The 19062-nt window shown below is 70.8% G+C and carries 19 protein-coding genes; 8 read left to right on the forward strand and 11 right to left on the reverse strand.

What is annotated here, in order from left to right:
* Window positions 1-47: 47 nt before the first annotated feature.
* The 4 genes from MJ797_RS09410 to MJ797_RS09425 all read right to left on the reverse strand — a co-directional run bounded on the left by MJ797_RS09410 (window position 48) and on the right by MJ797_RS09425 (window position 3583).
* Complete coding sequence (locus tag MJ797_RS09410) at window positions 48-833, reverse strand: ThuA domain-containing protein (protein ID WP_239333768.1); 786 nt, start codon at window positions 831-833, stop codon at window positions 48-50.
* Between the two features lie 18 nt (window positions 834-851).
* Window positions 852-1613: an SDR family NAD(P)-dependent oxidoreductase gene (locus MJ797_RS09415; protein ID WP_239333770.1), complete on the reverse strand. Its 762-nt coding sequence runs from the start codon at window positions 1611-1613 to the stop codon at window positions 852-854.
* A 113-nt stretch (window positions 1614-1726) separates the two neighbouring features.
* Entirely contained in the window at window positions 1727-2506 is a 780-nt protein-coding gene (locus MJ797_RS09420; RefSeq protein ID WP_239333772.1) for an SDR family NAD(P)-dependent oxidoreductase, read from the reverse strand.
* A gap of 390 nt (window positions 2507-2896) precedes the next feature.
* On the reverse strand, window positions 2897-3583 hold the full coding sequence (locus MJ797_RS09425; protein ID WP_239333774.1) for a TetR/AcrR family transcriptional regulator: 687 nt from the start codon (window positions 3581-3583) through the stop codon (window positions 2897-2899).
* A gap of 42 nt (window positions 3584-3625) precedes the next feature.
* Here MJ797_RS09425 and MJ797_RS09430 point away from each other — a divergent pair, with 42 nt between their 5' ends.
* A complete protein-coding gene (locus MJ797_RS09430) occupies window positions 3626-4255 on the forward strand; it encodes a TetR/AcrR family transcriptional regulator (protein ID WP_239333776.1) in 630 nt (209 codons plus the stop codon).
* A gap of 147 nt (window positions 4256-4402) precedes the next feature.
* Here the strand turns inward: MJ797_RS09430 and MJ797_RS09435 are convergent, their stop codons facing one another.
* The 7 genes from MJ797_RS09435 to MJ797_RS09465 form a co-directional block, all read right to left on the reverse strand.
* A complete protein-coding gene (locus tag MJ797_RS09435) occupies window positions 4403-5854 on the reverse strand; it encodes a flotillin family protein (RefSeq protein WP_239333778.1) in 1452 nt (483 codons plus the stop codon).
* Between the two features lie 83 nt (window positions 5855-5937).
* A complete protein-coding gene (locus tag MJ797_RS09440) occupies window positions 5938-6147 on the reverse strand; it encodes a hypothetical protein (RefSeq protein WP_239333780.1) in 210 nt (69 codons plus the stop codon).
* Between the two features lie 318 nt (window positions 6148-6465).
* Complete coding sequence (locus MJ797_RS09445; protein WP_239333782.1) at window positions 6466-6747, reverse strand: hypothetical protein; 282 nt, start codon at window positions 6745-6747, stop codon at window positions 6466-6468.
* 285 nt (window positions 6748-7032) lie between these two features.
* The gene (locus tag MJ797_RS09450; RefSeq protein ID WP_239333783.1) at window positions 7033-8787 is read right to left on the reverse strand and encodes a PEP-utilizing enzyme; all 1755 of its coding nucleotides are present in this window, start codon (window positions 8785-8787) and stop codon (window positions 7033-7035) included.
* Between the two features lie 140 nt (window positions 8788-8927).
* Window positions 8928-9416 (reverse strand): VOC family protein, encoded by a 489-nt coding sequence (locus tag MJ797_RS09455; protein WP_239333785.1) that lies wholly within the window; start codon window positions 9414-9416, stop codon window positions 8928-8930.
* A 63-nt stretch (window positions 9417-9479) separates the two neighbouring features.
* The gene (locus MJ797_RS09460; protein ID WP_239333787.1) at window positions 9480-10397 is read right to left on the reverse strand and encodes a sugar phosphate isomerase/epimerase; all 918 of its coding nucleotides are present in this window, start codon (window positions 10395-10397) and stop codon (window positions 9480-9482) included.
* A gap of 91 nt (window positions 10398-10488) precedes the next feature.
* Window positions 10489-11943, reverse strand: a complete 1455-nt coding sequence (locus MJ797_RS09465; protein WP_239333789.1) for an aldehyde dehydrogenase family protein — start codon at window positions 11941-11943, stop codon at window positions 10489-10491.
* 486 nt (window positions 11944-12429) lie between these two features.
* Here MJ797_RS09465 and MJ797_RS09470 point away from each other — a divergent pair, with 486 nt between their 5' ends.
* The 7 genes from MJ797_RS09470 to MJ797_RS09500 all read left to right on the forward strand — a co-directional run bounded on the left by MJ797_RS09470 (window position 12430) and on the right by MJ797_RS09500 (window position 18991).
* Window positions 12430-13260, forward strand: coding sequence for a polysaccharide deacetylase family protein (locus MJ797_RS09470; protein ID WP_239333791.1), 831 nt, complete (start codon window positions 12430-12432; stop codon window positions 13258-13260).
* Between the two features lie 145 nt (window positions 13261-13405).
* A complete protein-coding gene (locus MJ797_RS09475; protein ID WP_239333793.1) occupies window positions 13406-14452 on the forward strand; it encodes an ATP-binding cassette domain-containing protein in 1047 nt (348 codons plus the stop codon).
* Window positions 14449-15261 (forward strand): ABC transporter permease, encoded by an 813-nt coding sequence (locus MJ797_RS09480; protein WP_239333795.1) that lies wholly within the window; start codon window positions 14449-14451, stop codon window positions 15259-15261. Before MJ797_RS09475 ends, MJ797_RS09480 begins: the two co-directional genes overlap by 4 nt.
* A 143-nt stretch (window positions 15262-15404) precedes the next feature.
* Complete coding sequence (locus MJ797_RS09485; RefSeq protein ID WP_239333797.1) at window positions 15405-16484, forward strand: maleylpyruvate isomerase N-terminal domain-containing protein; 1080 nt, start codon at window positions 15405-15407, stop codon at window positions 16482-16484.
* A 533-nt stretch (window positions 16485-17017) separates the two neighbouring features.
* Window positions 17018-17440, forward strand: coding sequence for an RNA-binding S4 domain-containing protein (locus MJ797_RS09490; RefSeq protein ID WP_239333799.1), 423 nt, complete (start codon window positions 17018-17020; stop codon window positions 17438-17440).
* A 157-nt stretch (window positions 17441-17597) separates the two neighbouring features.
* Window positions 17598-18230, forward strand: a complete 633-nt coding sequence (sigK, locus tag MJ797_RS09495) for an ECF RNA polymerase sigma factor SigK (RefSeq protein ID WP_239333801.1) — start codon at window positions 17598-17600, stop codon at window positions 18228-18230.
* Window positions 18227-18991, forward strand: coding sequence for an anti-sigma factor (locus MJ797_RS09500; protein WP_239333803.1), 765 nt, complete (start codon window positions 18227-18229; stop codon window positions 18989-18991). Before sigK ends, MJ797_RS09500 begins: the two co-directional genes overlap by 4 nt.
* Window positions 18992-19062: the final 71 nt, after the last annotated feature.

A 19062-nucleotide genomic window follows, 5' to 3' on the forward strand; every position in this document is an offset into this window, starting at 1 on the left:
GCGCCCCAGCCCCGCCCTTTGATCTACACTCCTGTTACCGGGGCCTCCTACCCGGCGCCGTGCTCCGGGCCGTAGACCGCTCTGGACAAGCAACGGTCGAGCACCGTGATGAACTCCGGGACGGTCCAGCTCCCCCGGTCGCTGTGGCCGAGGTCGTCGACGCCGAGGTCCTGGACGTCGAATCGGCCGCGGCAGTGTCCAAGGGTGAGGTAGCAGACCTCGCCGGCAGCATGGCGACGCAGGTAGAGCACGGGCTGGAGAGCGTCCGCGGAAGCGGGCACCTGCCCTTCGGCGAAGCCCCGGGACGGCCCGCGGTAGCGGGTGTGCAGCAGCACGTCGATCGGCGGGTGGAGCTCACTGACGTACAGCTCGTCGCTGACCTGGAAGGGGCTGATCCCCGCGACCAGCGGATGATCCGGCTGGGTGATCTCGACCTGATAGGGCGCGATCGGGGGGTGGCCGAGGAACTGGCTGCCCAGCACCGCGGCCACCGCTCCGAACACCCGCGGCGTCGTGAACAGACGCGCCCCGCCCGGCGTGGGCGCCTCGATCGCCGCGTTGGTGGCGTGCAGTGCCAGCCACCGCCCGCCGCGCGCCACGAAGTCCACCAGGACCCGCTGCTGCTCACGGCTGGGCCGCACGTCACAGGTGTAGGTGACGAGCAGGTCGGCGGACTCGATCGCATCGATGCGGGCGTAGTCCTCGAAGACCCGGGTGCGCACCCGCTCGTGTCTTCCCAAGCGCTCAAGAAGGTGTAACCGCGCGAAGTCGAAGTCGTGCCAGCGCCCGCCGCACACGAGTACGGCGTCCACCCGGCCGGCCGGTCCCGCCATGGCTTGCAACCGCCGGTTCTAGAACTGCACGCGGGTGACGAGCCCGCCGTCGACCACGAGGTTGACCCCGTTACAGAATGCGGCCCGGGGGCTCGCCAGGAAGGCGACGGCTGCCGCGACGTCCTCAGGGCGGCCGTACCTGCCAACCGCAATCTTGGCCAGGACCTCCGCGTAGACCTCCGGCCGCTGCTCCCGGATCTTCTCCCAGTCGCCGCCGGGGAATTCGATCGGCCCGGGGGAGACCGTGTTGACCCGGATCCCCCGCGGCGCGAGGGTCCGCGCGAGCGCCGCGGAGTGGTGCAGCACGGCCGCTTTGATAGCCGAGTAGGCGTTGGCGGATGCCGGCCGCACCGTGTCGAAGGCGTTCGTCGTGCCGATCGCGATGATCGAGCCACCGCCGTCGGCGAGGTGCGGCACCGCGGCCTCGGCGAGCCGGACGAACGGCAGCAGGTCACCGTCCAGGCTGCGCTGCCACTGGCCAGGGTCCTTGGCCGCGCCGGCGGATACGTTGGACACGACGATGTCCAGCCCGCCCAGTTCCGCCGCGGCGCCGTTGACGAAAGCGGTGAGCGCGTCGGTGTCGCTGACGTCGAAGGGCTCGGCACACACCTGGGCACCGTCGGCACGCAGCTCGGCCGCGGCCTTCTCCAGACCTTCGGCGCCGCGGGCGCACAGGGCAAGCGAGCAGCCCTCCTGGGCCAGCGTCGCCGCGATCGCCCGGCCGAGTCCTCGGCTGGCGCCCGTCACCAGCGCCCGCCGTCCCGCCAATTCAAGATCCACTATCTGTCACCTTTCGTCGGCCATCGATGAGTTGCCCACACATCCCACGTGTTCGGTGGGGCAATCATCAGCGCGGTGGGTACCGGCACAGCGGGCATCAGTACGGCGGGCATTCAGTACGGCGCTATTCCGCCGCTCACGGTGATGCACTCGTTGTGCAGATAGGGCACCTCGTCGCTGAGGATCCACGCCGCGGCCGCCGCGATCTCCGCGGGAGTGGCGTACCGGCCGAGCGGCACCGCGCGCTCCATGCCGCCCTTGAAGGCCGTCTCGTCCACCCCGGTCAGCGTCCCGAGCCCGGCGCCCAGCGAATCCATCATGCGGGATTCGACGACGCCCGGCGCCAGGGTGTTGACCCGGATCCCAGCATTCGCGACCTCCAGGGACAGGCAGCGGGCCATGCCGTGCACGGCATGCTTGGAAGCGTTGTAGATCGATGTTCCACCGCTCCCCATCAGCGCCGCGATGGACGCGGTGAAAAGTATCGAGCCGCCGTTGCCCTGGGCCACCAGCTGCCGTACCGCAGCCTGCGCTGACAGAAAGGCCCCGAGCACGTTGACGGCGAAAACCCGGTGGTAGTCAGCGGGATCGAAGTCCGCCACCGGCCGCACCATGCACTCCACGCCGGCATTGGCATGGTAATGGTCCAGTTTTCCGAAGGCCTGGACAGCCGCGTCGACGCTGGCCTGCGCGCCGGCCGGCGTGGTTATGTCGACGCCGACGCCCACGGCGTCACCACCGATGGCCCGCGCAACCGTCCCGGCGGCGGCGCCGTCGAGGTCGGCGACCACGACCAGCGCCCCTTCCGCCGCGAGCCGCCGGCTGACCGCCGACCCGATCACACCCGCACCGCCGGTGACGACCACCGACCGGCCGCTGAGTCCCGCGAGCATCCCGATCCCTTCTTGGAGCCTGTCTCACGTCGTGGGTCCGGCCCACCGCGCCCAGACGGCCCCTGGCCGTGTTCTCGGACGAACCGATAACCCGTATCGAGGTCGGCCTCGACCTCAGCAGACTCCGGACCCGGAGCACGGGAGCTGCAGGCTCCGGACCCGGGGCACGGGAGCTGCAGGCTCCGGACCCGGGGCACGGGAGCTGCCGCTATCGGGCTCCTCGCCTGGGAGCAGCCGAGGAGCGGCCGGGGCACGGCGCTTCCCCCCGAGGTTACTTTTGTGATGGCGACAACAGTAACTGGCCTTGGCCGTCCCGCCAATATCTGTCCACGGGTTCCGCGCGGGCGGCACCGTCCGGTGGCAGGAAAATCAATGACAAAGCGTCGACCATTAATCGACAGTGAGTATCCGTTCGGACACGGCATCCAGCGCGCGGCGCAGCGCCTTCGGCGGCTGCTGGCTCAACGGGCCGTCGTCCATGCGCATCGGATGGATGGCGAGCAGCAGGTGGTTGAGGGTACGCGCGGCCAGTGACTGGGTGGCGTGCTTGGCCACGGCGGAACGCCGCGTGGCCGGTACCCGCGCGGAGACGATGTAGTCGAACGACCGCTCGATGTGCAGTTCCTCGAAGTCCCGCCGCAGCGTGCGCGCCTGCTGGGTCGCGCCGGGCATGTGCAGGTAGAGCAGCCGCGCCTCGTCGGGGTGGGCCTCGATCCAGTCCCAGACCGCGGCGGTGACCCGCCTGAGCGCGGTGAAGTCACCGGGCTCGTCATCGGAGCGAGCCGCGGCGACGACGGCGTTGGTCGCGCCGACCACCCGCCGCAGCGCCACGTCGAACAACTCCTCCTTGCCGGAGAAGTGGTAATAGACGGCGGTGGGGACGACCTGGGCTTCTGCCGCGATGTCCTGGACACTCGCCTCGTCGAACCCCTTGCGCGCGAACACCCGGATGGCGGCGCTGATAATAGTCAGGCGTCTGGATGGCCGATGGGCCGGCGGCCTGCCCCGCTCGGGCAGGTTTGCGGGCTCCGCCACGGTGAACGCCTCCCGACCGTCTGTTCCTGTTCGCAGAGCCATGCCGGCCCAGGTGTCCCGCAGCTTTCAGGAGTAATCTGCCACATGACCGCGAGTACCGACCGGAGCGGTGAACCACGACGACCGGCACACCGGCCATCCCGCCGCCCTGACGTCATCGAGGCTGCCACCCGGCTGTTCGCCATGCGTGGCCTGGAAACGGTCACCGTTGCCGACATCGCCGACGAAGCCGGGATGACGCCGGCCGCCGTCTACTACCACTTCCCGTCCAAGGTTGACATCCTACTGGAGGCCATGCGGAGCTTCAGCGACGCCTTTGTCATGGAACTGGATGCCCGGATCACCGGGCCGGCCGCCGGCAACGGCCCCATCGGCGATCTGCTGACCAGCATGCTGGGGTGGCTCGACGGCCAGCGCCTCGCCGGAACGGTCTACTTCGTGACATCGTCCGGGGCGAATCTCGCGGCGGAGGCGTTGCGCCGGGAAACCCGGGTCCGCCTGATGGAACTGCTTACCCGTGCGGTGCGCGCGGCCCGGCTTCCCGCCCAGCGCATGCAGGCGGCGGAGGCCGGTGTGATGGCGACGGGCCTGCTGTCCCTGATCGAAACGGCGGCGGCATCCTGGCTGGCCGAGGACGCCATCCTCGAAGGGCTCGGTCGACGCCGTTTCCTGCGGGAGACCGCCGCGCTGGCCGAGCGCATCGTCGGCGCCTGACGCCGGCTGGGCTGACTTCGCCCATGCTGGCCCGGCGCACCGCGCCAGCACGCCGGGCCAGCACCCGTTGCGGCGGGCGCTCCACATCCTGTGCGACCATCCCGTGCGACCGGCGATAACAGGCACCTGGGATGACTGTTGAGTCAGCTATGCCTCGTCAGCATCAGCCGCCGGTAGGGCTGGCTCCACGGGGGCGGATGCCGGTGCCGGGATGTCGACATGCGGCGCCGGAACATCAACAGAAACGGTACCGGAAGCTGGCGGGCCGGGCCGCGCCTGGCCCGCCAGCAGGGACCGCGCGAGCTGGAGACCGGCGCTGCCCTGGGAAAGCGCCTGGGTCAGCAGCTCGCCGATACCGGTCGCGCCATTGAGGAGGATCATCTGGTCGACGTCGCCGAACGGCTTCGCCGCCGCCTCGACAATGGCCGGCCACTGCTCGGCGAGCTGCTGGCCGATCACGGCCTCCTGGTTCACCGACAGGGCGTCCGCCCGCGCCCTGATCCCCGCGGCCTCCGCCAGCCCCTTGGCCTGCAGGGCGTCCGCCTCGGCATCACCGACAGCGCGCCGGGCATGCGCCTGGGCATCACCGAGGGTACGGGTCGACTCGGCCTGCGCCGCCGCCAGCAACGTCGCCTCCCGGGCGCTCGCCTCAGCCGCGCTGATCTGCGCGTCGCGGCTGGCACGGGCCAGGGTGATCTGCTCATAGGCGCGGGCGTCCGCCGGCTTGCGGATCGTCGTCTGCAGCCGCTGCTCCTCCAGGTCCGCCTCAAGCTGGGCAACCTTGGTCTGCTCGACCACGACCTGCTGGTGAGCGGCTGCTTCCGCCAGCGGGCCGGCCTGCTGCCCTCGCGCGGCGGCCTCGTCGACCTCGGCTTGGAAACCCGACTGCTTGATGGAGCTGTCCCGGGCCGCCTCCGCTTTGAGCGCCGCGGCGACCTGCTCCTGCTCGGTCGCCTCACGGTCGGCCTGCGCCTCGGCGATGCGCGCCTGGGCGGCCACGGCGGCGACGTGCGGGCGACCGAGATTCTTGATGTAGCCGGTGGGATCGTCGATCTCCTGGATCTGCAGGGAGTCAACAATCAGCCCGAGCTTCTGCATCTCCATACCGGAACTCGCCCGGGTCAGCGCCGTCAGTTTCTCCCGGTCCCTGATCATATCCTCAATGGTGAGCTGGCCGACTATCGCCCGGAGATGGCCGGTGAAAACATTGTGCACCCGGTCGTCCATCTTGTCCTGCTGGTCAAGGAATCTCCGGGCGGCGTTGGCGATCGAGGCGTAGTCATCCCCCACCTTGAAAATCACCACACCGCGCACGCCGACCGGGATGCCCTGCTGGCTGACACAGTCGGTACTCAACTGAGCGGCTCGAAGATCCAATGACAGGCGCCGCACATTCTGCCCGCCCGGGAACACCAGCACCCCTTTCCCAGTGATAATCTTGAAACCCAGGCTTTCCGCCACGGAATTGTCCGGATTTTTGTATGCGCGTAAGCCGGAGATAATCAGCGCTTCGTTGGGTTCCGCCACCCGCCACATCAACCTGATAACGCCGATGATGCCGATGGCACTCGCACCCACCGCGATGAGGATCGAGACCACGCGATCTCCTCTGTTGAGACCAGGATTTGCTGAAACTTACGAGAATGCGCTGGCCAGAACGGCGTACCCAGCGTCCGTGGTCCTCACAACCTGGTGACGATCACAGTACGGGGCGGGTGATACTCCACGATAAGCACGCGGGAGCCGATCGCGATGGTCACACCGTCCTCAGCGGCATAAGCATGGAACGCCTCCGCGCCACCACGCACGGAAACCATCACCTCGCCCACCATATCCGGCCTGATTGTCCCGGTCACCCGAGCCGTCTTGCCCAGCATGATCTGATCGGCCATGCACTCTCCCACTCGGCATCGGGATAGAGCATAGGCACGCAGAGCGTGTTTGAGATCGTCATTCCGGCTCGCCGCGCCCAGGCGCCCCCTGGCTGCATTGTCGGCCAAACCGATACAACTCATCCGGTATCGCTTCGGCCTTCCGCCTTGCCAGGGAGCACCTGGACACAGCTCACTGATCGAAAGCCCGATCTCAAACACGCTCTCATGGTCCCCGACCGTAGGTCCGTGGCGAACAGCCCATACACCATTGTCGGGAGCATGACGATCCAATGTGATCGGATCAGGCGCCGCGGCGGGCACGGCCGCCGGCAGCGGTCAGGACGGAGGCTCGCCCGGGGCTCCGCTCCGCCAAGCGTCGGCACCGGCTGACGTGGCCGCGGCTGTGGCAGCCCGGGCCTGCTGCAGTTTCACCTTCGCGACCTCACCGGGTGGCACCTCCAGCTGCCGCGCCCACTGCCGGGTCGCCGACACCACGGCGACGCTGACCAGAACCATGCCCGTGGCTCCCAGCAGGCCGCCGATACCGACGAGCAGCCCCCCGCCCACCAGCAGCCGCCGGCTGGGCTGAATGCCATGGCCGTATGTCTGCGCACCCATATATCCGCCGCCTTGTCGTCCGGTGCCTTTCCGGCACCTCGCCGCCGGTCAGCCGATGGTTTGACGGTGCCACCACCACGAGACCCGCGACATCAGCCCGGAGCTTTCCCGTCACCGATTCTGGCCACTCGGGGCCGCGGCGCATCACCCGTTGCGAGTGATTCAGGACCGGTGGTCCAGGGCCGGTGATGCGGAATCGCGGGCGCGCCATACGGATTGGGTGGGATGACGGACGGACGGGTGGGCCCCCCGCATCCCACCCGCTGTCAGCCGTGCCGGGTGTCTTCAGCCGTCGGCGGGGACGGCCGAGACCACCGTGACCGTGCCGGCCCCGCCGTCCACCGTCACCTCGGCACCGTCGCGCAGCCGCGCGGTGCCGTCGCCCACCGAGATGACACACGGGATGCCGAGCTCACGGCAGACCACGACCGCGTGGCTGTTGAGGCCGCCCACGTCCACCACGGCCGCGCCAGCCACCAGGAACAGCGGCGTCCACGCCGCGTCCGTGATGGGGGAGACCAGGACCTCGCCGGGCTCGAGGGCGTCGCAGCCGGCCAGATCGGTGATGACGCGGACCCGGCCGGTGTAGACACCGTGGCTGCCCCCGACGCCGCTGAACACCTCCCCCGCCACCGCCGCGGCCGGGCTCTCGCGGTCCCGCCGCGGCCAGGTGGCGATGTCGGGGTCCTCGGCGACGAAGAACGGCGGCTCCAGCTGGGCCAGTCCGGCGTACTCGACCAGCCGCCGCGCGATCACCGGCGTGAAACGGCCGGGGTCGGTGAGGTAGCCGTCGAGCTCGTCCGCGAGCAGCATCATGACGTCCTCGGGACGGGCGAAACGACCGGCCTCGACACCGCGGCGGCCCAGCTCGCGGATTGCCATACGGATCTCGTGCAGCGCCGCGACGCAGTTGGACTTGGTGCGTTCCCGCGCGGGCATCCAGACATCGACCGCCCGCATACCGATGTCGAAGGTGGCAAGAGCCTCGGCGTTGCCAGCGAGCGCCTCGCGGATCTCCGCCGCGATCCGCGCGCGGCGGGCTGCGAGCATATCGTGACGCAGGGCCGGCGACTCCGAGTCCGGGCTGTTGCGGAGCCGGTCGACCAGGGCAAGCGCCGCGGCGGGATCCACCTCCCACGCCAGCGAGTGGATGTCCCACTCGTTGGGGCCACGGTCACCGTAGTTGGCGAGGAAAGCGGCAAAGGCGTTCCGGAAGAGGGCAATGTCACTCTGAGTAACATCGCCCGTGGCGTCCTCGCCCAGGGCGATGGCCACCGTGGCTGGGCCCTTGTCGAACAGCGTGGTCAGCTCGGTGGACCCGGTCACGGCACGGGACAGGTCCCACAGGCCCACCGCGGGCGAGGCGGAGTCGATGCCGCCGATACCGCTGATCACATCGAGCAGGTCGCTGCCGCGTCCCACGCTTTCACAGATCGGCCCGAGGATACCGGGGCCGAAACTCGCCGGGAGGCTGGAGATCACGTGCCGGTAGAAGATGCTCTTCTCGCTCTCGTCGAGCAGCGCGCGGACCCGGGCGACCAGTTCTCTCTCGGAGAGCGTCGTGAGATCGGGCCGGTCGCGACGCCACGCCCGCACGCGATCACGATCGGTCATGGCATCGGTGAACTCCGTGGTCGCGAGGAGCCGCTGCACCGAAGCGCCGGCCGCCGCCGCGCGCTCGGCGTCGACGTCGTCGGGATGCGCGACGTAGGGCGGGATGTCGGGCCGCTCCCCGACGAAGGCCCGGTCGGTCTGCTCGACCGGCATCCCCAGCCGCAGCGAGAACAGCCGCATGTGCGACAGGTTGAGGTAGAAGTAGCCTCCGAACAGCCCCGCGATCTCGGGCCGGTCCGCCGACATCTCGTCGGGGCGGTAGACCCCGATGTCGATGAACCCCTGCCGCCACGCCCGCAGGACGCTGACATAGGCGAGCGTCCAGCCCAGGGGGCTCGCGGGCGCGGGAAACGTCTCGCCCGCGTTGGCCCTGGTGTAGTGGGGCAGCCGCGGGCTGCGCTCCCAGTCTGCGACCCAGCTCTGCACGGCGCGTCCCCTCTCCGCTGATGCCAGGCGCCAGTACGGACACACATGTAATGGCCGGCACGAATGTGACGGCCATTACATGGCACTAACTATGTGATGTCAACAGAAAGTCTGCGATGCGCGCGTCTCCACAGCCGGGCTCACCCAGCCCGGCCAAGATCCTCGACCAGCTCGATGACGTTGCCCTCGGGATCAGCCCAGAAGGCGATCAGCCGCCCGCTCGCCTCGACCAGCTCCGGCTCTGACAGCGGGCTCGCTCCCCCACGGCGCATCCGCTCGGCGGCCCCCACGGCGTCGGCGGCGTACAGGGTGAGGTAGGACAGGCCGCGGCGGGCGGTCGGCGGCACAGCCGGCGCGAGCGGGCCCGCGCCGGTGGCGGGCCGCAACAGCTTGATCCGCTCCCCCCACGGGGTGCGCAGCCAGACCACGGTGGCCGCCGCCCCCAGGCCCAGTTTGGCGTTGAGCTCGGCAGGCACGTCCGAACGGTGCGCCTCGGTACAGCCGAGCGCCTCACGGTAGAAGCGGACCATGCCCACCAGGTCGTCGACGACGATCCCGACCTCCAGCGGCCGGGTCATCACCAGTGCCGAGGTGGCCGGGGCCGGGGTGGACGAGGGCGGGGTGGCCATCGCCCCTCCTCCCCCGTGCCTTCTCGACCGCACGTCACCGTGACACCCATCACAGTCGAGAAACTAAATACTGTCAATAGTAAGAGTGTCTGATGCCGGGGAGAACCGACCATGCCCCCGCAGGAGCGCGCGCAGCCCTGCGACGAGCCGGGGCGCGATCCGCTCGGGCGGCTCGGCACGCAGCCGCTCGGAGATGACCTCGATCGACATGCCCACCTCGGGACGGCGGCGGGCCGCGGCCGCCAGCAGACCGGTCAGGTCGAACTCGCCGTCACCGAGCGGCCGCCGGTTGGCCAGACAGTCAGCCAGCAGGTCGTCGTCCTCGGCCACCAGCGGCCCGTCGGACAGCTGTAGCCGCACGACATACGGCCAGACACCGTCGCCGAGGTCGTCCGGGGTCTGGCCGCCGCGGTAGACGTGCCAGACGTCCAGGCAGACCCCGCCGTTGGCCCGGCCGGCGGCACGCACCAGCGACGCTGCCGCGGCCCCGTCGGGGATATTGGTGAACGGCAGGAACTCGACGCCGAGCACGACGCCCGTCCCGACGGTTGCCGCCCGGTCACAGGCCCCGGCGAAGCGGGCCACCGCGTCATCCCAGCTCCCCGCGTAGGGACCGATGACCCCCACGTAGGGCACCCGCAGCCGCTCCGCGACCGCCCAGCAGACCTCTTCGGCCTCGTCGGGCTGGCCGCCCAGCGGGCGCAGCACGTCGAGCTCGCCCACGGTGACACCACCCTCGGCGAGCGCGTCCTCCAGCTCGGCCAAGCCGTGGCCGGCCGCCAACCAACGGCGCAGCCAGCTCAGGCTGAGACCGATGGAGGTGAAACCGGCGGCACGCGCCACCTGTGCCCGCCGCAGCGGCTCCAGCGGGGGCAGCGAATGGAACGACAGCACCACCCTGGCGAGGTCCTCCGGCCCGCCCCGGTCGGGCCCGGGGACACGCCGGGGCAGCCCGCCATCAGCACCTGCGATCACAGCCATCGGGCTCCTTCACGGACACGTGCGCCGTCTATCGACGTCGGACGCGCATACGGGCACAGCGCCTGGATGCGCTGTGCCGGCCGGGAGCGGCTCACTGGACGGCCGCTCCCGCGGTACCGCTGGAACCCGTGGGCAGCTGCAGCGACATCAGCTCGACATACTCGGCCAGCCCATGTTCACCCAGTTCGCGGCCGATACCGGACCGCCGGAAGCCTCCGAACGGGGCAAGCACGCTGAACCGCCCGCCGTTGATCGCCACCTGGCCGGTGCGCAACCGGCGCGCCACCGCGATCGCGGCCGCGTCGTCCGCGGCGAACACCGCGCCGGACAGGCCGTAGTCGGAGTCGTTGGCTGCGGCGACGGCCTCGTCGGCGTCCGCTACCGGGATGACCGCGAGCACTGGCCCGAAGATCTCCTCGCGGGCGAGCACGGCGTCGTTACGCAGGCGGCTCACCACGGTAGGACGCACGAAGTAACCGCGGTCGAGCCCGGGCACGGGCCCTGGACCGCCGACGAGCACAGTGCCCTCGTGCCCGGCCTTGTCCAGGTAGGACGCGATCGAACGCGCCTGCGCGGCCGAGGCGACCGGCCCGATCGTGGTCGCCGGGTCCAGCGGATCGCCGACCACCTGCGCCTCGACCAGGGCGACCAGGCGCTCCTCCACCTCCTCGAGCAGCTCGTGGGGGACGAGCAGCCGGGTGGTCGCCGAACAGGTCTGGCCGTTGTTGACAAAGCAGCCCCGCACGGCACTGGTGACCGCACGGTCGAGGTCCGCGCCCGGGCAGAGGATGAAGGCGGACTTGCCGCCGAGCTCCAGGGTCAGCCGCTTGATACCGGGCCCGGCGAGCTGGGCGACCCGTGCACCCGCGGCCGTCGACCCGGTCAGGCTGACAAGGTCGACCTCGGGATGGCCAGCGAGGGCCTCCCCGGCCACGGGCCCGCGGCCCGTCACGATGTTCAGGACGCCGGCGGGCAGGCCAGCCCCATGGGCGACGTCGGCGAGGGTGAAGGCCGCGGAGGGCGCCACGCTGCTCGGCTTGGCCACCACCGTGCATCCGGCGGCGAGCGCCGGGGCAACCTTGGCGGCCAGCTGGTAGAGCGGATAGTTCCACGGTGTGATCGCGCCGACGACCCCGGCTGCGACCCGCAGCACCAGCGACGATCCGATCCGCTCCTCCAGCGGGAGACGCTCGGCGACATCGGCGGTCGAGCGGATGACGGACACGGCCAGACCCACCTGGATGCGCTCGGACGTGACCAGCGGCGTGCCGACCTCACGGCTCATCAGCGTCGCGAGTACGGCGCCGCGGGCCTCGAGGCCATCGGCAATCATCCGCAGCAACGCGATCCGGTCGCTTCTGGGAGTGGCCGACCATCGCCCGAAGGCGCCCCGTGCGGCCATGACGGCAGCGGTGATGTCGGCGGCCTCGCCCGCCGGCACCACGCCGATGGTCTCCTCGGTCGCCGCCTCGACGACCTCGATCGTCCCGCTGCCGCTCGGCGTCCGCCACGCACCGCCGAGGTAGAGCCCGGTCCTTCGGTCCATGCGCTCCTCCGAGACAAGCCCAGGCTTTGCCGGGCGCTCTTAATAAAGCATGATGTGCGGTTCACCCGGAGAGCCGCTGGCAACAGGGACGCGGCGTCGCGGGGCTAGGGGTGCGCACTTCGCGTCATCGCTTCCCAGCCATCGCCGCGCGATGCATAGGTACCTGGCTCACCGGTTAAGAGCACCCGAGGATAGGGCGTTCGATCAGCGAGCGGCTCATCCGCGCCCGATCCGGCAAGGCGGCGGAGGAAGGCGCCCTGGTGCTGGGCGCCGACGGACGACAACGCGGCCGGGCGGGACGCGGGGAGCCGCGAGCCGGACAGTCCTATCCTCGGGCGCTCTAACCCACCACCTCCGGCGCATCCCTCCGCAGCCTCGCGATCCATCCACCCGCATGCCGCCGCCTGAGCGACGATGTCCCCCGGAGAATGCAGTAAAACCACACCCTTCGCAACCGCCTTGTACCGTTCGTCCATGGATCGCCGGATGTTGCTCTCCTTGCTGGCTATCGGCGCGGCGCAGGCTCTGGTCAGTTGCTCGGCCAAGCCCGCGGCTCCGGCGGCACCGCGTCCCGCCGGAGCGCCCGTGCCCGTTTCCGCCCGTTCCCCCGGGAACCAGCTCGCCGCGCCGCGCCCCGCGCCAGCGGCACAGCAGACGCTTCCGCCCATCCCGGCTGCCCACCCGGAAAACCCGGCGGTGGTGTTCGGCGCGCCCGCGCCGACCCGGCGGATCGCGATCACGATTGACGACGGCTACTCGCCCGAGACCGTGGCCGGTTATGTGGAGTTCGCGCGACGGTCGGGAATCCCCATCACCTTCGCGCCCAACGGCGCCTACCGGGCGATCTGGGACCGGCACGCCGACGTCCTGCGTCCCCTGATCGAAACCGGCCAGGTCCAGATCGCGAACCACACCTGGACACACCTCCAGCTGCCTGGCCGCCCGGACGACGCGATCCGCGCGGACATCGAGAGAAACGAGGACTGGATCGAGCGGACCTTCGGCATCACCTCGCGCCCCTGGTTCCGGCCGCCGTACGGCTCCCACAACGCACACGTCGACGCGCTCGTGGGCGAACTCGGCTTTACCAGAATCCTGCTGTGGAACGGGAGCTTCGGCGACTCGACACCGATCAGCCCCGAGCAGCTCATGGGCCTGGCCAGCCGCTACCTGCAACCAGGAACAATCATGCTCGGCCACGCCAACCACCCGACGGTCCTCGGGCTGTTCGATCAGATCCAGCAGCTCATCGCCGAACGCAGGCTGGAGCCGGTCACGCTGGACACGATGTTCCAGACCTCCCGGGCCGTCGGCTGAATCCGCCCGCTCTCCAGCCTGCCTATGCGACCTGCTGTGCGGCGGTTTCGGCTTGAGAACCATGTCGGCCGCCAGCCCGGTGCAGACAACAGGCGCCGAGCCGTCGACGATGAGGCTGCCAACGGACGAGGAGAGTGGGAGGGCGATGGCGACGCCGATGATCGAAGTGAAGGCGGTAACCAAACGGTTCGGATCAGTCAACGCGCTGGCCGGCGTCGGCCTGACGGCCGGGGCGGGTACGGTTCTCGGGCTGCTCGGCCCCAACGGCGCCGGCAAGACCACCCTGGTGCGGATCCTGAGCACACTGCTCACACCGGATAGCGGCCAGGCCACGATCGCCGGATACGACGTCGTCCGGGACGCGCAGCGGCTCCGTTCCATGATCGGGCTTGCCGGCCAGTACGCCGCCGTGGACGAGCTGCTCACCGGCCGGGAGAACCTCGAGCTGGTCGGGCGGCTTTACCATGTCGGAAGAGCCGAACGGCGGCGGCGGGCGCAGGAGGTGCTGGAGCGCTTCTCGCTCACCGAGGCGGGCGACCGGCAGGTGAAGACCTACTCGGGTGGGATGCGACGGCGCCTCGACCTCGGCGCGAGCCTTGTCGGGCATCCGTCCGTACTGATCCTGGACGAGCCCACCACCGGGCTCGACCCGCGGACCCGCAGCGAACTGTGGGCGCTCATCGAACAGCTGGTCACCGACGGTACGACCGTCGTGCTGACGACCCAGTACCTCGAAGAGGCCGAACGCCTCGCACACCAGATCGTCGTCATCGACCGGGGCCGGGTGGTTGCCGCCGGCACCGCTGACGAGCTCAAGACCCGCGCCGGTGGTGCCGTGCTCGAAGCCCGGGTCGTCGATCCCGGCGACCTTCACCGGGTCGCCGCCCTCCTGACCGACCTGGGCGACGGGCCGCCGCAGCTGGACACCGAGCGGCGCCGGGTCGCGGTCCCGACCGGTGGAGGGGCCAAGGTCCTGCTGGCCGCGGGGCGCCGCCTCGACGACGACGGGGTCACCCTGGACGATCTCGGGATCAGGCGTCCCTCCCTTGACGATGTCTTCCTCTCCCTGACCGGCCATGTAGCCACCGAGCCGGCCGATGACGAGGCGAGCGGCCAGCCCGCCGTCATGGCCGGCCCGCCCCCGCCGGCCCCGGCACCCGTGGTCTCCGCGACACCGGGAAGGAACTCATGAACGCCGTCGTCCTTGGTCAGCCAGCGGCGCGCACAGCGTCGCTCACCCCGGTCGTCGCGCTGGGCGACATCGCCGGGATCGCCCGGCGCAACCTCGTCCGGCTCATACGCACACCCCAGCTGCTGCTCATCTCCAGTGCCCAGCCGGTGCTGATCCTGCTGCTGTTCCGTTACGTCCTCGGCGGCGCCATCACCATCCCCGGCAGCAGCTACGTCAACTACATCGTCCCGGCGGTGTTCGTGGAGGCGTCGCTCATCGGTGGCGCGGCGACCTCGGTCGGGCTGGCCGAGGACCTCAAGAGCGGGATCATCGATCGGTTCCGCGCGCTGCCCATGGCCCGCTCGGCCGTGCTCGCGGGACGTACCGTCGCCGACCTGTGCCGCGCTGTCGTGGTGCTGGCGATGATGATCGCGGTCGGGGTCCTGGTCGGGTTCCGTTTCCACAACTCCGCTGCCGCGATCATCGCCGGGCTCGGGCTCGTGCTGCTGTTCGGGTACGCCATGTCGTGGGTGTTCGCATCCATCGGCCTCGCCGTGAAGGATCCCGAAACAGCCCAGGTCGCCTCGATTCTGCCCTTCTTCCTGCTGGTGTTCCCGAGCTCGGCGTTCGTGCCCGTGAGCACCATGCCGGGCTGGCTGCAGGGTTACGCGAAGGCCCAGCCAGCCAACATCACAATCAACGCGGTGCGGACGCTCATGGAGGGCGGGCCCGCCTCGCACTGGGTGTGGCAGTCGGTGGTCTGGTCGGTGGGCATCAGCGCGGCGTTCGCCCCGCTGGCCGTGCGCCAGTACCGCAACCTCACATCATGACCATATTTCATGATCATATCGATGGGCGCGGATCGCCGGCCCTCGGGGAGCCGGGGCTTGGCTTGCGGCCGTGCGGGGATCTACCGTGAGGTAACAATCGGGGCGGGGATGCCGAGGGCGGGTACACGGAAGGGCACAGACAGGTGGAAGCGGGCGATGGGCACGTAACCGACCTGCTCGGAGCATGGGCGCTCGACGCCTGCGACACCGAGGAGGCCGACGCGGTGGCGGCGCATGTCCGCGGCTGCCCATCCTGCGCGCGGGAGGCCGCGACGCTGCGGCAGGCAGCGGCGGCACTCACCATGCTCACCGTGCGGGCGGACGCCGACGCGTGGTTGCCGCCGCCGGTCGCACGAGTGTTGACCGCGGCGCTGGCGCGCCGCCGGCCCGCATCCCCGGTACCCGCCTTCGCCGCGCCCTTCGCCGCCGCGGCCGGCCTGCTGGAGTCCGCGCTCGCCGAGATCGACGAGACGGCCTGGGGCACGCCGAGCCCGGTGCGCGGCTGGACCATCAGCGACCTGGTCGCCCACCTGGCCGCGACCGACGGCCTGCTCGCCGCCGCGATCGGGATCGCGGCGGACCCACCGGTGGATCCGCACCAGAACACCGTCGCCCACAGCGAGCTGGTGATCGCCCACGCCCGTACCCGGCCGCCCGCGCACTCCCGTGAGCTGTGGCGGCACGGTGTCCAGGCGATCGCGGCACGGCTGCGCGCCGAACCGGCGCTGGCCAGCCGGATCGTCCAGGTCGGCGGCATCGAGATGGCCGTGGCCGACCACCTCGTCACGCGGGCCTTCGAGACCTGGATCCACGCCCGTGACATCGCCCAGGTGACCGGGCTGCGGCTGCCCAATCCGCTCGGGGAGCACCTGCACGCCATGTCCGGCCTTGCCGCGCGGCTGCTCGATCAGCTGTGCGCGTCCCATGCCCTGGGGCTCGGTACGCCGACGTCCGGCGGGTCCCCCGCCGGGGTGGTCCGGCTCACGCTCACCGGGCCAGGCGGAGGGTCCTGGCTGGTGCGGGTCGGCGCCGCCGGTCATGCCGAGGCTGCCGACGACGCGGCTCGCACCCCGCCCACGGCCGAGGTCTCCCTCCATACGGTGGAGTTCTGCCTGCTGGTCGGCGACCGCAGAACGCCCGGCGACCTCGACGTCGTCATCACCGGGGACGACGCCCTCGGCCGCAGGCTGCTCGCGCTCGCCCCGGCGCTGTCCGGCCCGTGAACAGTGACGAGTGCCCGGCAACAGGGGCGTGGATCCAGGACGGGAATCCCGGCGACCTGGCAGGAGTTCGCCACCCATCTCGACGCCTATGAGACGGCACACTTCGCCCCCGAGCCGGGCGGACGCGCTGTCGCGGACGCCACGCTCGCCCTGCTCACCACCTTCCCGCCCAGTCACCTCGCACCCGCGGCGCTGGTCAGGCGGTTCGCGCTCGGCCTGATGGACGACGGCCTGCACGGCGTTGGGCTACCCGCGGATCTCCCGGGCGGAACAGGCCGCATGCGCCGCGGCGGTACGGCTACGCGGGCCGGGTGGTGCGGTTCCTGCCGCCGCGCACCAAACCGTTGTACGCCCGCCAGCGGCCCAACATCCGTAGCTATCCCGACGGCTACGACGTCTCCCAGCTCGGCACCTTCCCGCGCGGCTGTCCGGTGGCACCGCCCGCACCGCCCGCACCGCCCGCACCGCCTGCACCGGACGCACCGCCCGCACCGGACGCTGCCTCCGCCTCGCCCGCTTCATAGGATCGTGGTATGGCGTCGCAGGAACTGACCGCGCGGGTCGACAGCTGGATCTGGTCCGTGCGGCTGGTCACGACGCGCTCGCAGGCCACCGCGGCCTGCCGCGCCGGGCATGTGCATCTCAACGGTGACCGGGTCAAGCCGGCCCATGCGGTACGCGCCGGGGACACGGTGCGGGTACGCCACGGCGGGCATGAGCGGATCGTCGTCGTCACCCGTGTCCTCAGCAAACGGACCAGCGCGGCCGTCGCCGGGGAATGCTTTATCGACCACAGCCCACCACCGGCACCCAGGGATGTCGCGGCGGTGGGTGCCCGCGACCGCGGCGCCGGACGTCCGACCAAGCGCGACCGCCGCGCGCTGGAACGCCTTCGTGACCACGAAAAACGCCAGCGTACCTCGTCGTCGCCCCCGGACACCCCGTCCCACGGGTGAGACGTTCGCCGCCGCTCCGGACGGGAAAACCGTCGGCGACGAGCGGACGGTTCGATGGCGATGACCGCCTCGGTGGTACCGCGATAGCACGGTTACCGGCACAATACGAAGAACGCGATCACAATCTCGGCATGATTCCGAGAAGAGCCGGAAACGGATGTCGATGCGAGGCGAGGACAATCCACGCCGGGTGCTGCGCCTCGCGCCGCACACCCCGTCACACCCCGCGTCCGATACCGCGGCGCGCGCGGACGACTTCCTCCAGCGCGCCAGCCGCGGTGACACCGATGCGTTCGCGGCCCTCTACGACCTGCTCGCCCCGCGGGTGCTGGGGCTCGTCCGGCGGGTGCTGCGGGACCCCGCGCAGTCCGAGGAGGTGACCCAGGAGGTGTTCGTCGAGGTGTGGCGGACCGCCGCCCGCTTCGACCCGGCCAAGGGCAGCGCGGTGGCCTGGGTCTGCACGCTCGCGCACCGCCGGGCCGTCGACCGCGTCCGCTCGGTCCAGGCGGCCACCGACCGGGAACGCCGCGCGGCCCTGCTCGGCCATCGGGACGGCGACGGTTTCGATGACGTCGTCGAGCAGGTCGAGGCGCGGCTCGAGCGTGAGCATCTCCGCCGCTGCCTGGACCACCTCACCGACAGTCAACGCGAATCGATCACGTTGGCCTATTATCGCGGGTACACCTACCGTGAGGTCGCGGAGTACCTGAAGGTCCCGGCTGGAACGGTGAAGACGAGGATGCGCGACGGCCTGATCCGGTTGCGTGACTGCCTGGGCGTCGGCCGATGACTCCCCCACGCCCGCCGTCCCCGGACATCCACGCGCTGACCGGCGCGTACGTCCTCGACGCCGTGGACGGCGACGAACGGGCGGTGGTCGAAGAGCATCTCGCCGGGTGTGACGTCTGTGCGCGGGAGGTGACCGAGCTACGGCTGACGGCGACGGCCCTGACCAGGGCTGACGAGGTGGAGCCGCCCGCGTCGCTGCGGGCTGCGGTACTCGCCCGGATCGCGACGGCCCCGCAGCTCCCGGCCCTGGACGACCGGCCGCGGGACGGGCGACGCCGTGGCCGGCCCCGTCACCCCCGCCTGCCGCGCCGGGTTACCGCGGCGGCCGCCGCGGCGCTGGTCGCGGTGACCGGGCTCGGCCTCACCGTGGCCGACCAGCAGCGACGTCTCGACAGCGAGCGCCAGCGTGCCGACCGGCTGAGTGCGCTCGCGACCGCAGCCCTGTCACGTTCAGCGGCCATGCCGCTGGCTGGCGGCGGGAGCCTGGCCGTGGTGGCGGTGGCCGGCAACGCGCTGGTCTCAGCGCGGGACCTGCCTGTGCTCACCGGCGGGCGGGTGTACCAGTTCTGGCTTGCCGGCCTGAACCCTGCCAGCCCGGACGGGGTGCGGTCCGCGGGTATCGCCGACGGCCGCGCGGTCGCCGTCGACCGTCTGCTCACCGGCGTCGGTGACGCCCGTTCCATAGTCGTCACCGCGGAGCCCGCCGGCGGTTCGGCGCGGCCAACCACCCCCATGCTGGTTGACGCGCCCATCCGCACCTGACCAGGCCGCGTTCCCGCGCGGTGAACATACTGCGACCAGACGCTCGCTCCCCGGCAGGCAGGGATCCTCGC

The organism is Protofrankia sp. CiP3 (assembly GCF_917627345.1).
Classification (GTDB): Bacteria; Actinomycetota; Actinomycetes; order Frankiales; family Frankiaceae; genus Protofrankia.